Origin of the sequence: Pseudomonas sp. NFR02 (assembly GCF_900119375.1) — a bacterium.
GTDB lineage: Bacteria > Pseudomonadota > Gammaproteobacteria > Pseudomonadales > Pseudomonadaceae > Aquipseudomonas > Aquipseudomonas paracarnis.
The window spans coordinates 44,990-58,668 of record NZ_FPJJ01000011.1 but is presented as its reverse complement, the minus strand read 5'-3'; the positions used below and the strand labels follow the sequence as shown (position 1 = coordinate 58,668).

Below are 13,679 nucleotides of genomic sequence, written 5' to 3'. Positions count from 1 at the left end.
AGTCCTTCTTGCTGACTGGCGGCGGGGAGCGGAAGTTCACCCCCTCGCGTTTACGCCCAGCGCGGGTAAAAGCGCGACTTTATCGTATGATGCTGAAAACAAAGGGCAATACAGGAAGCGATGGAATGCAGGCGCGGGCCGATACCAGATTGATCAAACTGTTAGTCAGCGGCGTCTTGGCCGTTTTATCACTGACTCAAACAGCCCTGTGCCTTGCCGATAACAGCAATGGTAAAACGCTGTATCTACAGCGCTGTGCTGTATGCCATGGGTCCGATATCAAAGGCACGGGGCCATTGGCTAAAAAAAGCAATCCGCCAACCCCCGACCTGACAACCGCCGCCTTCAAGAAACGACTCCATGAATATCCTGGCGTTATTGTCTCCTCGGTCATTCTTCGCCCCAATGGCAACCTGATCCCCAAGACGCTGCAAGACAATGGCGTAAAGATCGCGCCACATGCCTGGAGTGTTAAAGACTTTCGCGATTTGCATCAATACATGAGTGAGGTCATTTCAAACAAATAGCGGGTGGGCGATGAGCAGCAATTGCCCCACTTAATAGGAAGCATTACTATTCACGCCCCGCCTCCCCAGTGCTCTCGCGATGACTCCTCAGCCGCCCCGCAGAACAGGCTTTTTCGAGCACTACGAAGAGTTGATCGGCACCTGGACACGCCGCCTGAGAAACCGTCAGCAAGCCGAAGACCTGGCGCACGACACCTTCGTGCGTGTGCTTGAGTCCGCTGCCTGCGAGGTGGCGCAACCGCGCGCCTACCTGCATCAAACCGCGCGCAATATTGCGGTGGACGCCTACCGCCGCGAAGACCGTCGCGAGACGTTGACGCTGCAGGTGGTTGATCACAGTACGCCGCACAGTAGCGACCCGGAACATTACATGCACGCGATCCAATTGGCCGACGCCATCGAGCGGGCGCTGGCCGAATTGCCGCTCAACTGTCGCAGGATTTTTATCTGGCAGAAGATCGAAGGGCTCACCCAGCAGGAAATCGCCACACGCCTGGGGCTGTCTAAAAACATGGTGGAAAAGTATATGATCCGCACCTTGCGGCATCTGCGTGATCGTCTGGATGCGAGCGCGCCATGACCGGCTTTGAAACAGGATATTCCACGATGGATAACCGTGTCCGTGATGAGGCCGCGCAGTGGTTTGTACGCCTGCAAGACGGCCCATTGAGCGCCCAGGAACGTCAACGTTTCGATGCCTGGCGCAGGTCGCAGCCCGCGCATCAGTACGAAATCGATGTGCTGCAAGGGCTATGGAGTGCGACGGATTTGCTGCCCAAGGCCCACTTGCAGGCGCTGGGCGATGCGCCAACCGAGCGCCTTGGACGGCGTGCGCTGCTGCGTTATGCCGTGGCCGCCAGTGTGGTCGCCGTTGCAGTGGGCCTGGGTGCGTACAGCGGTCTGGGGCAGCCAAAGCCCTACAATGCCGAATTCAGCACGCGGTTAGGCGAGCATCGTCAGGTGACCTTGCCTGACGGTTCCGTGATGGACCTCAACAGCCGCAGCGTGGTCGCGGTTCGCTACGAAAAGAGCCGTCGGGGCGTAGAGCTCAAGCAGGGCGAGGCGATGTTCAGCGTGCAACATGACGCCGAACGCCCGTTTGTGGTCGCAGCCGGGGCAGGGCAGGTGACCGTCACCGGCACGCGCTTTGATGTACGTCGGGAGGCAGACCAGACCCGCGTGGCGGTCGAAGCCGGCACGGTCAAGGTGCAGGGCCGGGCATCCGATCACATCGTCACGCTCACCGCCGGGCGTGGCACCCATGTCGATCCCCAAGGCCAAGTGGCGGCGGCCTACGCGGTGAACCCTGAAGAACTGACCGCGTGGCGCAGCGGTAAACTAGTGTTCAACAACGCCACCCTGGTAGACGTGGCGCGGGAAGTGTCGCGCTACCGCGAGCAACCGCTGCGGGTCAGCACGGCAGCGGTGGGCAACCTGCGCTTGACCAGCGTCTTCAAATCCAGCGACACCGACGCTTTGCTCAAGGCCTTGCCCCACATCCTGCCGGTCGCCTTGCGCACTTTGCCGGACGGTAGCCAGGAAATTATTTCACGCTGACGTTCAGGTTTTTTTCGAGTTCTTCGTCTTCTCGTACAACTGCAACTGGTTTGCATTAACGGCTGCGCATGCTTGCGATCACAGGACTAGGTTCGACGTGAAAAAACTTGCTCTTCACAACAATAAAATTTCCCGCTGGGCGCCCTTGGCCCTGGCCGTTGCCATCAGTACCGCACAGGCTGCCGAGGGCATCCACATTCGTGCCCAATCCCTCGGCGCAGCCTTGAGCCAATTGGGCCAGCAGACCTCGCTGCAAGTGTTCTTCAGCCCCGATATGGTGGCTGGCAAGCAAGCTCCCGCGGTCGATGGCAACCTCTCGCCCGAACAAGCCCTGCGGCAATTACTGCAAGGCAGTGGCCTGGATTACCAGATTGACGCCGGCTCCGTGACCTTGCGTCCGGTGCGCAGCGGCACCGGTGAAGCGGGCTCACCGCTGGAACTGGGGGTCACCGATATCAAAGTGGTGGGCGACTGGCTTGCCGACGCCGATGCCGAAGTGGTGCAGAACCACCCCGGTGCGCGCACGGTTATTCGCCGCGAGGCCATGGTAGAGCAGGGCGCGATGAACGTCGGTGATGTGCTGCGCCGTGTGCCTGGCGTGCAAGTGCAGGAATCCAACGGCACCGGCGGCAGTGATATTTCCCTCAACGTCGGTGTGCGCGGGCTGACGTCACGCTTGTCGCCGCGCTCCACCGTGCTGATTGACGGCGTACCGGCTGCGTTCGCTCCCTACGGCCAGCCACAGCTGTCGATGGCGCCAATTTCTGCCGGTAACCTGGAAAGTATCGACGTTGTCCGTGGCGCGGGTTCGGTGCGTTATGGGCCACAGAACGTCGGCGGCGTGATCAACTTCGTAACCCGTGCGATCCCGCAAGACTTCTCCGGGGAAGTCGGCACCACCCTGCAAACGTCTGCCCACGGGGGCTGGAAGCATGTGGAAAACGCCTTTATCGGCGGCACGGCCGACAACGGTATCGGTGCCGCGCTGCTGTACTCCGGAGTCAATGGCAACGGTTACCGCAACAGCAACAACGGCAACGACATCGATGATGTGATCTTCAAGACCCACTGGGCGCCGACCGATCAAGACGATTTCTCGCTGAACTTCCACTATTACGATGCCAGCGCCGATATGCCCGGCGGCCTGACCCAGAAGCAGTTCGATGCCAACCCGTACCAATCGGTGCGTGACTGGGACAACTTCAGCGGGCGCCGCAAGGACATCTCCTTCAAGTACATCCGCCAGATCGACGACCGCACCCAGGCCGAAGTGCTGACTTACTATTCCGACAGTTTCCGTGGCAGCAACATTGCCAACCGCGACCTCAAGACCCTCAGTTCCTACCCGCGCACCTACTACACCTTCGGCATCGAGCCGCGTGTGTCCCATGTGTTTGACCTGGGGCCCAGTACCCAGGAAGTCAGCGTGGGCTATCGCTACCTCAAAGAAGGCATGCACGAGGAGGCCACCAGCCTGAACCTGGTCAACAACGTACCGACGCCGGGCGGGCAGAGCGACGGTCACGTGTATCAGGACCGCACGGGGGGCACTGAAGCCAACGCCTTCTATATCGATAACAAAATCGATATTGGCAAATGGACCATCACCCCGGGCATTCGCTTTGAAGATATCCGTACCGAATGGCATGACCGCCCAGTCGTGGCCCTGAACGGCAAGCGTACCGAGGAAAAACGCCGCGAGGTCCACAACAACGAACCGCTGCCGGCGCTGAGCGTGATGTACCACGTGTCTGACGCCTGGAAACTGTTCGCCAACTACGAAACCTCCTTCGGCAGCCTGCAGTATTTCCAACTGGGCCAGGGCGGTACCGGCGACCAGACGGCCAACGGCCTGAACCCGGAAAAGGCCAAGACCTACGAGGTCGGTACGCGCTACCACGACAGCGTCTGGGGCGGCGAAGTGACGCTGTTCTACATCGACTTCTCGGATGAACTGCAATACGTCAGCAATGACGTGGGCTGGACCAACCTCGGCGCCACCAAGCACAGCGGCATCGAAGCATCGGCCCATTACGACCTGTCCAACCTCGACCCGCGCCTCGACGGCCTGACCGCCAACGCGGGTTTCACCTACACCAAGGCCACCTCCGAAGGTGATGTGCCGTTCAAGGGCCGCGACCTGCCACTGTATTCCCGCCAAGTGGCGACCCTGGGCTTGCGCTACGACGTCAACCACTGGACCCACAACCTGGACGTCTATGCCCAGTCCGGCCAACGGGCGCCAGGCACCGGAACCACCTACATCACCCAAGGCACCGCGGATGGCCAATACGGTGATATCCCTGGGTATGTCTCGGTCAACGTGCGCAGCGGTTATGACTTTGGCGCGCAGTTGTCGAACCTGAAGCTGGGCGTGGGCGTGAAAAATGTCTTCGACCAGCAGCATTACACACGCTCTAGCGACAACAATGCAGGGTTGTACCTGGGTGAGCCTCGCACGTTCTTTGTACAGGCAAGCGTCGGGTTCTGATCTGTCGTCTCTGGGAAAAATCGCAACCTCAGGGGGGCGATTTTTTTTGCCTGGGCAAAGCGCTCCGCGCACTCATTGCTGCAAGACCACACTCTGTTTCCTACATCACCACAGCACAGATTATGGCTGGATCAGGAACTGATTCCCACGCAAAACCACACATGGGAAAGCTGATGGGCTTCGACACTGCGTTGGAGCGACAAGCTGAAAATCGCCCACTGTATGGAGAAACTTATGTCGGTATCGATGTTGGATACACCCGTCTCTGCTTCATCAACGCCTGACCTTTCACAGGCCAGCGCCAAGGCCGAGGTCAAAAACACGCGCCAGGCTGCACCTTCCTTCAAGGGCCAGAATGCTGCCCATGTGAATTTTCAATCGGGGGACAACAAAGCCGGGCCGGTATTCGGTAACCCCCAGGTACCCACCTCCGCAGCTGAAGTGCCTGGACATCACCACAGATCACCGGCGATGCAGAATTTCCTGGGCCAACTCCCGCACTGGATCAGTCATTGGTTCTTCGGGCATCGGCCGTCTATGCATCCTGGCTGTGGGCATCCGCCGCCAAAGCCGAACCCAGGTTGCAGCAACCCGCCACCCAGGCCGAACCCCATTGGGAGTAATCCGCCACCGAGGCCGGACCCCACTGCAGGTCGGCCGTATCCGCCCGCCCCCGGCAGGCCTGATCCGCAGTACTCGCTGAAAAATAGAGAAGAGCTGGCGCAGCAGTTGCGCGATAACTTCAACGCCTTCAGAGACCCGAAGAACCCTGGTTCCATTAGCGTTGACAGCATTCTTGCAATGGCAAAAAGAGGGTGGTCGCCCAACCCCGTCATGAACGAGAACATTCGCCTGGCCAATGAACTGCTACGACGTCCGGAACTGATGGCCGCATTGGACCGGCACGGTTCCACGGGCGCTTTGGATGGCCTGATCGACCGGCACAGCCTGAACGCGGTAATCAAAGGAGAAAACTACTTCAAGTACAAGACCGACAAGGAACTGGCCGGTGAGCTGCTTGAGCATTTCGACGAGTTGAAAAACGGGAGCGGGGGCTCAAGCCTTAAAATCCGCGACCTGAAAAAGTGGGCCCGCCAGCCACTTACCGGCGACGCAGCCAAGGACCATCTGATTCAGTTATCCCAGGAAATAATACTCAAGCGCAGTGATCTGCTTGAAAAAATGGATAACCGCGCCAGTAAAGATGACGACGGGAAAATCAGCCGTACAGGGCTGTACTTGTTGTCCCGCTGACCGCTCATCAGGCGCCGCCTCTCGGGGGCGGCGCCAGTCCAATATGTTTCAAGGAACGAATTACGCCCATTTGCCACAGAGGTGATACTTGCGGTTGTAATTCGACCCGCCGCTTTTCAGATTCTGAATGAGGGAAAACATATGACTTCAGCCTCGTTTAATTCTTCCCCAAACGGTCCCATCGACCTGTTGCGCAGTACCCAACGTACAAGTCCACCAGTATCCAAGGAGCGCGGCCCCTCGCGTAGCTTCCCTTTTGCGTCGACGGAATATGAGGCAGAAGCACGGCGTATGAAGGCTTATGCCGGCGAGCGTAGATTCCAGGCGCCCGTGTCGGACGACTTTTCCCGGGGCATGCTGGCAGACCCGCAGGTCAGGGGGGAGGGCGCCGATTCGTTGAACGACACGGGCTTGATCAATTGCCTGGCAGGCTGGTGGCGTAGGCGCAAGCTGGGTTAACCGCGGCTGACCACGGTTTTACATATTGTCATTGGTAGGTATCGTTGACTCGGAACTGCCGAGTTCCTCCAACCACACATGAGGTGCCTGCCTGGGTAGAGTCCATTCGTTGATTTTGCCCATCAAGGTAAAAATCACCCTGCGGATATGCATCTGAAAAGTGTTGGAGAAAACCCATGACAATCGAGGGTGTATTACCTTCCGGACGGCCTCTGCCCCCCGACAAGCCGGCCGTACACTCAACTACGTCATCAGCGGCCATCCACCCTGAGGCCTGGCATCAGCCCCCTTCATCGACGTCGGGCGAGGGGTCGCGCAAGCCTTTTCTTTTACGCGGAACATTGTCCGCTCTACGCCATCGTGACTTGCAGAACTTTCCCCTTGGGCGGGCCAGTGGTACCCCGCCGGGTGCTAGCTCAACGGACAACCAACTGGCGAAGGCCCTGGAAAAATCCTTCGGCCTGCTGCACTCCTTTCTGAATGATGGGCGCTTGACGTGGATGTCTTTGCAGCGGATCGCCGTTCATCCTATGGGTGAAAGCGAGGCGTTGGACGGCGTGATTCAGGTCGTCGGGGAAATGCTCAAGCGCCCGCGGTTAAGTGACGCGATCTTCAGTCGTGACGGCGATATCACCCGTGACAGCCTCCGCGCGGCGGCCCAAGCGTTGCAGGGGAACAGCTCGGCAACCGAGTTCAGTCAGGACCCGTTTCATGCGCAAGGCAATGCGCAGGTGGTGGAGGCGCTACAAAGCCAGTTTCCGCTGTTGAGAGACAAGGCCATGGACCGAACCTACCTGTTTGAACCGCATCAGTATGTTGAAATAGCCAGGCTGCGGGAGGTCATGCAGGACCCGCATGAGGTTGATCAGCAGGGCGCGCCGGTGCTGGATGCGTCCACGGGCATGCCCCAGTCCAAATACAGCGAACTCTGTGTCTACACCGCGAAGAACATTATTGAGCGTCCAGGTTTGCTGCCTTCGTTGGAGCGCGCCAATGGCACACGACTATTTGGCCCGCCTCACAAAGAGGGGTGGCTCAGCAACAAAAGCCTCGAACGCTGGCATGAGCAAGACGCCGCACGCAAGGCACGCTGAAAGGCAAGCTACACCTTGAGGACTTTGCCGCTGATGGCCACCGCCGCCAGCAATACGGCGATCAGGATGAAGGCAGTGCTCAAGCTGCTGCCGTGGGCGATAAAACCAATCACGGCGGGGCCGGCGAGAATGCCGGCGTAGCCCAATGTGGTGATGGCAGGCACTGCAATATGCTCCGGCATTACCGTTTGCTTACCCACGGCGGTGTACAGCACCGGCACGATATTCGAACACCCGGCCCCCACCAGCGCATACCCCAGCAGCGCAGTTTCCCACGCAGGCAATAGCGTCGCGAGGAGCAAGCCGGCACAGGCCAGCGTGCCGCCCATCACGATGACCCGCGTGGGGCCCAGGCGTCGAACAATCGCATCACCGGTCAGGCGTCCAGCGGTCATGGTCAAGGCAAATGCCGCGTAGCCCAGGCCGGCGTAAGCCTCATCCAGGCCGCGCTCGGCGCTGAGGAACACAGCGCTCCAATCCAGTACGGCGCCTTCAGCCAGGAACACGATGAAACACAGGCAACCGATAAACAACACCACACCATGGGGCACTGCAAATGCCGGCCCCGAACTTTCACTGCCATAAGGCAGTAAGTGCGGTGCAGCCTTCAACAGCGCCGCCAGTGTAATAACCACCACCACCAGGGTCGCCTGCAATGGCGACAGGCCCAGGCCCAGCAACCCCGCAACCCCCGCAGCGCCGACAATGCCCCCCAGGCTGAACAAACCATGGAAACCCGACATCATGGTTTTGCCACTGGCGCGCTCAACGATCACCGCTTGCAGGTTGACGGTGGAGTCCACGGTGCCCAGGCCTGCGCCAAACAGGAACAACCCGGCAATCAGCAACGGGATGGAACTGACGGTGGCCAGCATCGGCAGAGCCAGGCAGATCATCAGTGTCCCTGCGCTCAGCACGCGTCGGCAACCGTAACGCGAGGCCAGCGCGCCCGCTGCCGGCATTGCGATGATCGACCCCACCCCCAGGCATAACAGCAGCAGGCCAAGGGTGCCTTCATTCAGATTCGCACGCGCCTTGGCGTACGGCACCAGCGGCGCCCAGGCGGCGATACCAAAACCTGCGATAAAAAAAGCGATGCGGGTCGACATCTGCTCCAGTCGCCCGGGAACCACGGGGGCAGGAGTGGGAATGGCAGTCATGGAAAATCCTTGGTTTGGCGTTCAACGAACGATGTCCGGCGCGACATCCTTGCATATCAGGCCCTCTTGAGCGAATCGGGTTCCGTTGGTGTTACGGGGCGTGAGGCAAATTCTTTTTACAAACACGGAACGCTTTGGTGGCCGGTCACCACGTAGAAATGATCGAGCCTGTAGGAGGTGGGCTGGAAGGTGTGTAATCCCTGCAGGAGTGGCTGAACCCCAGGTTTCTTGTGGAGGATTACCACCTTCCAGCTCACTTCCCACAGACCGGCCGTTGTGTAATACGCTGCTGTCCCGATAGTAGATAAGTGAACGGACGAACCGATGAAGAATTTCCGGTTGGCGTGGTTATGACCCGATTCTACGACGCGCGCGGCAATATCTATGGGGTGGTCAGCCCCGCCTATTTATGCCGCCAGGGTATTGCCGTGCCCGACACTGCCGGCTTGGCTGCGAGCACGCGTAAGGCGTGGGCCGCATCGGCGATTGCGTCGGAATGTGGTTGGGGTTCGTTGCCGCGTCCTGCTGGTGCCAAGGCGCATCGCTGCGATGGTTTGTTGGTCGGGCCATTTCAGGCCCAGCCACCGTTTGATCTGCTGATCATCAATACCGACGGCTCTCTCGCCGAACGCAGTGGTAATGGGCTGACTATCTTTGCCCAAGCGTTGACCGACCAGGGTTTGCTGGTCCATGGCAGCGAGTTGCGGGTGTATCACGACAAGCCGGATGCGGTATCGCCCGTAATCACCTGTGTCGAGCCGGCTGAGCATGAACAGGTGCCAGGCTTCTGGCTGGCCTTGGGCCGGCCCGAGTTTGGCCCTTTGGCGGTGGGGGCGGTTGGCGTGAGCCCGGTGGCTGTGGGGCGGCATGAACTCAGTCGTGTGGCAGCCTTGACGTCGCTCAATCCGCAATGGGGGAGCAGTCAATTTGTCCGGGTTGGCAACCCCCATTGTGTGACGCTGGTTGAGCAGGTTTCGGCATTGCCAGGCTGTGACACGATGCATCAGTCGGTACTTTTCAAGCAGTTGAAGGCCATCGCTTTTGCACCGCCGGCAGGGTGCGGCCAACCCTGTGTCGGTGGGGTCAACCTGCAATGGGTTGCTCGAGACGCTGGCAATCGAATCATCGCACGCGTATTTGAGCGAGGAGAGGGGCCTACGGCGTCCTCGGGGACCAGCGCCAGTGCAGTGGCGTGCGCGGCATGGCGAGCAGGTTGGGTTGAGGGGGGCGACGTAGCGGTGGTAATGCCGGGTGGCACGGCGCCAGTGCGCTTGCAGATCGAATCAGGAGACGTGCTGAGTGTTAGTCTTTTCGGGACAGCGCAATTAAAAGTCTGAACATCGGAAATGACTGATGCCTTAAATAAGCGTCAGCCGTTTCCTTAAAACTCAGTTAAGAGAGTACAAGCCGCAGTCAGAGTTTGCCTCTAATTATTAGATGATTTTTTGGCTGTATTTATATTCTGTAAAAGACACTTCCATCTTTGCTGTACGAAACTTCTTTATTATTTCTGAAGGGCCGAAAGTCGCCTGAAATCGCTAAGCTTTAGCGCATTCAGGTGCTTTTTCTCAATCCAAATGGCGTTGACGAGGGAAAGCTGTTCAAACGAAAAGTTGAAGACGGGTAACAAAGGATGGTTAACGCGTTTGTTTCGTCACGTTTCAAATTGGTCCTTGCAGGTATAAAGACAGATTTTCAGATAGTGGCATTCAAAGGCAGCGAAGCCCTCGACCAGCCCTACTTTATACAGGTGCAGTTAGTCAGCGAAGACCCCTCCCTTGACCTGGAGGCATTGCTTCATCAACCCGCCTATCTGCACTTGGGCGAAGCAGGTCAGGGCTTGCATGGGCAAATCTTTGCCATCGGTCGGGATGATCCCGGTATGCGGCTCGCCCTTTATCACCTGACACTGGCGCCACGTCTGGCATCCCTTGCCTATCGTTGCGACCAGCGGGTTTTCCAGCAGCGCAGCGTACCGCAGATCATTGTTGCGGTCCTCGAACAGCACGGCATCTTCGCCGACGCCTATGCCTTTGAGCTCGGGCCGGTGGTGTATCCACCACGCGCCTTTTGCGTGCAGTACAGGGAGTCCGACCTGCATTTCATCCAACGGCTGTGTGAAGAGGAGGGCATTCACTATCACTTTCGTCACAGCGCAGAGAATCATCTGCTGGTGTTTGGTGATGACCAGACGGTGTTTCGCCGGTTGCCGGTACAGCGTTATTGTTCCTCGGCTGATCCATCGCTTGGGGCCCCGGTCGTCCAACGTTTCGACCGGCGCCTGGTCACGCGCAGCCGGCGCACCGTACGTCGTGACTATGACTTTGAGCACCCTTCGTTTCGCCTGCATGACCAAGCCGGTGCCGGGCCGGCGGATCCTTTGGAAGACTATGGCTACCCTGCTGGCTTTACGAGCCATGCACGTGGTGCGAAGCTGGCGCGACGCAGCCTGGAGCGTCACCAGCGTGATCGCCATCGAGTGCTGGGCAAGAGCGATCAACCGGCGCTATGCAGTGGCCACTTCCTTGAACTGTGCGATCACCCGGACCCAGCCTGCAACGACTTATGGTTGCTGACCTCGGTGCGTCATGAGGGTTACCAGCCGCAGGTGCTGGAGGAGTCGATCGTTGATGCCAATGGGTTCCAAGGCTATCGCAACCGGTTCACTGCAACCCCCTGGCGCGCAGTGCATCGACCTGCCCTCAAGCACCCCAAACCGACGATCAGTGGCAGCCAGACCGCAACGGTAACCGGGCCTGCCGGCGAGGACGTGCACTGCGATGCCTATGGCCGTGTGAAGGTGCGCTTTCATTGGGATCGCGCGGACAAGGGCGACGAGACGAGCAGTTGTTGGCTGCGCGTGGCGTCCGGTTGGGCGGGTGATGGGTTTGGCGCCATGGTCATTCCACGGGTGGGCATGGAAGTGCTGGTGAGCTTTTTGGAGGGCGACCCGGACCAACCCCTTGTCACCAGTTGCCTGCCCAATGCATCGCACTTGCCGGCGTACGCTTTGCCGCAGCACAAGACACGCAGCGTACTGCGTAGCCGCAGCTCGCCGGGCGGCGGAGGCGCCAACGAGTTGCACTTGGAAGACCGGCGCGGCGAAGAACTCATCTACCTGCGTGCCCAGCGTGACCTGGAGCAACGGGTGGGGCATGACAGTCGCCTGGAGGTAGAGGGCGATAGCGTGACTCGCGTTGGCAAGAGCTTGTTGATCGAAGCCGGGCAGCAGGTTCATCTCAAGGCCGGCGCCAGCCTGATCATAGAGGCCGGTGCACATCTGAGCTTGAAGGCAGGCGGGGAACACCTGGTGATGCGAGCCGGCAGTATTTCCAGCAGCCGGTCCATCACTCTGGGCGGTTCGCCGTCTGCAAGCCGTTCGGTGAACCCATCAGGGGTTGCCGGCACGCAAATCTCTGCCGTGCAAAACGTCATCATGGACTTGGCCAAGCAACTGGGCGCCGACTTTTGCCCTCTGTGCGAAGGCTGCCGCGAAGGCCTGTGCGATATCCCAGGGAGGGCGGCCTGATGGACAGCTTGCTCCATTGTTGGATGGCCCAACAACAGCAGAGCGGACACCCATTGTGCCTGATGCTTGATGGTAACCACGAGGCTCGCCAACGCCTGATGGCAGATCGTGCTCCGTCGCACTATTGCAACCTCTACAGCGAGACCGCTGCGGCGGAGTTGGCGAATACAGGCCCGCTCATACTGTTACTGGAACAACTGAATGAGCCTGCCTTGGCCGACCTGTTGCTACACCCCGAGTCGAACTGGGGCTGGCTCGCCAGCCTGTCGGCCAGCGACCTGGTGGGTGTGGCGCGCCATTGGCGCGAGAGACTGCTGCGGGGGCCAGAAGGCCAACAGGCGCTTTATCGCTTTCACGACAACCGCACCCTGGCGCGTGCCTTGGCCCATCTGGCCGAGGAGCATTGGCCGGTCTACCTCGGGCCACTGATCAGCGTGTGCTATTGGCACGAAGGCCGTTGGTGCCACCACGAAAACCCTGCACCGGGCGACTACCCTGTGCCTGAGCCCCCGCCGTGGCTCAACACACCCAACCCCCAGGCCGAAGCCATCCTGCACGCTAATATCCTGCGCTACCTGCTGGCTGAGCACAGTGAAGACCTGGCGGCATTAGTCGAATTCCAAGACCCCAGGATTTGGCTGGCCCAGGTACTGGAACAGGCGCGCACCTGGCAATGGCGGGAGCCGGAGCAGCTCGAATTTTTGGTGGTGCGCCGGTTGGCAGAGTCGACCGGCAACAGTGTTATTCATTGGTTACCGAGGATTGGCGAGGCGCCAGGGGAGCATTTTGAACGAGTGGTGGAGCAATGGCACGGGGAGGTAGGGAAAGGTGAATAGTTGGATAGGGTGGGTGTTGCTGGTTGTTGCGGCTGCGTGGCTTTCGGGGTGTACGGGGAGGACGGTGGAGCGTTTTACATTGGAGGTGGATTTGCCGGCGCAATTCGGCCTTGTGGGCGATGCTTCCTACACCCCCGCGCCGGGCGAGACGTGCGAGTTGCCTCGAAGACATGGCAAGCGAGCGGATCTCAAAATATTCAAGGCTGCCAGCAAACCCGTAGCGAATAGAGTGAGTTTCGAGGTGCCAATGACAGAGCGGGTGGAAGGCTGCTCGCTGATGTTACGTAAACTTGTGTTTGCGATTAACGCAAAGTGGGGAGGGCGTTGGTCGGATGTCGGACGGGATTACGCCGCTGTTTATATCCAAGATAGTTGGGAGGACGGAATGTCATTGATGTCAGAAAGTTATGTCCAAGAGCTCCCAGGGCAATGTCAATGGTTGTTTCGTACTGTTGGCCCCCAGCATGCCCTTATTAAGGGGCTTAAATGCAATTCGCTGAACACCAGCGGACAGCTTACGAAAGCTCGTGCTGGCGGTTATGTGTCCCGTGCTGGATTGCGTGGGAAGACGCTGAGAATGGTGCTGGCGTTAACGGAAGAAGAACAACCAGCAGTGCGAGACAACTGGGTAAAGGTTGTCGGTGGCTGGAAGCGTTGCAGGGGAGAAAGCCAGGAAGACATATTTGCGTTTTGTCGCGGCAATGTCTCTGACTTCAAGGCTTTCAAAATGCCCGATGGGCGTTTATGCAATATTTATCCGACCTGTGATTAA

General features: G+C 59.0%; 12 protein-coding genes. 11 read left to right on the top strand and 1 reads right to left on the bottom strand.

Translation table 11 applies throughout. The annotated features are described in order from the left end of the window. Positions 1–125 precede the first annotated feature (125 nt). The 7 genes from BT199_RS25340 (at position 126) to BT199_RS27580 (ending at position 7,382) form a co-directional block, all read left to right on the top strand. Positions 126–527 carry a c-type cytochrome gene (locus BT199_RS25340; RefSeq protein ID WP_020301884.1) on the top strand — a complete coding sequence of 134 codons (402 nt, stop codon included), beginning with the start codon at positions 126–128 and terminating at the stop codon, positions 525–527. A 79-nt stretch (positions 528–606) separates the two neighbouring features. Then, the gene (locus BT199_RS25335; RefSeq protein WP_014717852.1) at positions 607–1,107 is read left to right on the top strand and encodes a sigma-70 family RNA polymerase sigma factor; all 501 of its coding nucleotides are present in this window, start codon (positions 607–609) and stop codon (positions 1,105–1,107) included. 26 nt (positions 1,108–1,133) lie between these two features. Next, the gene (locus tag BT199_RS25330; protein ID WP_072435692.1) at positions 1,134–2,084 is read left to right on the top strand and encodes a FecR family protein; all 951 of its coding nucleotides are present in this window, start codon (positions 1,134–1,136) and stop codon (positions 2,082–2,084) included. 97 nt (positions 2,085–2,181) lie between these two features. Continuing rightward, positions 2,182–4,575 carry a TonB-dependent siderophore receptor gene (locus tag BT199_RS25325; protein ID WP_072435691.1) on the top strand — a complete coding sequence of 798 codons (2,394 nt, stop codon included), beginning with the start codon at positions 2,182–2,184 and terminating at the stop codon, positions 4,573–4,575. Positions 4,576–4,809: 234 nt separating this feature from the next. After that, positions 4,810–5,829 (top strand): type III secretion effector protein, encoded by a 1,020-nt coding sequence (locus tag BT199_RS27295; RefSeq protein ID WP_175556225.1) that lies wholly within the window; start codon positions 4,810–4,812, stop codon positions 5,827–5,829. A gap of 291 nt (positions 5,830–6,120) precedes the next feature. Continuing rightward, positions 6,121–6,288: a hypothetical protein gene (locus BT199_RS27585; protein ID WP_020301887.1), complete on the top strand. Its 168-nt coding sequence runs from the start codon at positions 6,121–6,123 to the stop codon at positions 6,286–6,288. Between the two features lie 176 nt (positions 6,289–6,464). After that, positions 6,465–7,382, top strand: coding sequence for a type III secretion protein (locus BT199_RS27580; protein ID WP_256575751.1), 918 nt, complete (start codon positions 6,465–6,467; stop codon positions 7,380–7,382). An 8-nt stretch (positions 7,383–7,390) separates the two neighbouring features. Here BT199_RS27580 and BT199_RS25305 read toward each other — a convergent pair whose 3' ends face one another. Then, complete coding sequence (locus BT199_RS25305) at positions 7,391–8,542, bottom strand: MFS transporter (RefSeq protein ID WP_014717858.1); 1,152 nt, start codon at positions 8,540–8,542, stop codon at positions 7,391–7,393. Between the two features lie 350 nt (positions 8,543–8,892). Between BT199_RS25305 and BT199_RS25300 the strand changes: the two genes are divergently transcribed. From BT199_RS25300 to BT199_RS25285, 4 genes are all read left to right on the top strand, one after another. Then, positions 8,893–9,879 carry a hypothetical protein gene (locus tag BT199_RS25300; RefSeq protein WP_020301889.1) on the top strand — a complete coding sequence of 329 codons (987 nt, stop codon included), beginning with the start codon at positions 8,893–8,895 and terminating at the stop codon, positions 9,877–9,879. A 296-nt stretch (positions 9,880–10,175) separates the two neighbouring features. After that, positions 10,176–12,071, top strand: a complete 1,896-nt coding sequence (gene tssI / locus BT199_RS25295) for a type VI secretion system tip protein TssI/VgrG (protein ID WP_072435689.1) — start codon at positions 10,176–10,178, stop codon at positions 12,069–12,071. Further along, on the top strand, positions 12,071–12,907 hold the full coding sequence (locus tag BT199_RS25290; protein ID WP_072435688.1) for a DUF4123 domain-containing protein: 837 nt from the start codon (positions 12,071–12,073) through the stop codon (positions 12,905–12,907). The genes tssI and BT199_RS25290 overlap by 1 nt, the downstream gene beginning before the upstream one ends. Before the next feature lie 13 nt (positions 12,908–12,920). After that, positions 12,921–13,679 (top strand): hypothetical protein, encoded by a 759-nt coding sequence (locus BT199_RS25285; protein WP_256575754.1) that lies wholly within the window; start codon positions 12,921–12,923, stop codon positions 13,677–13,679.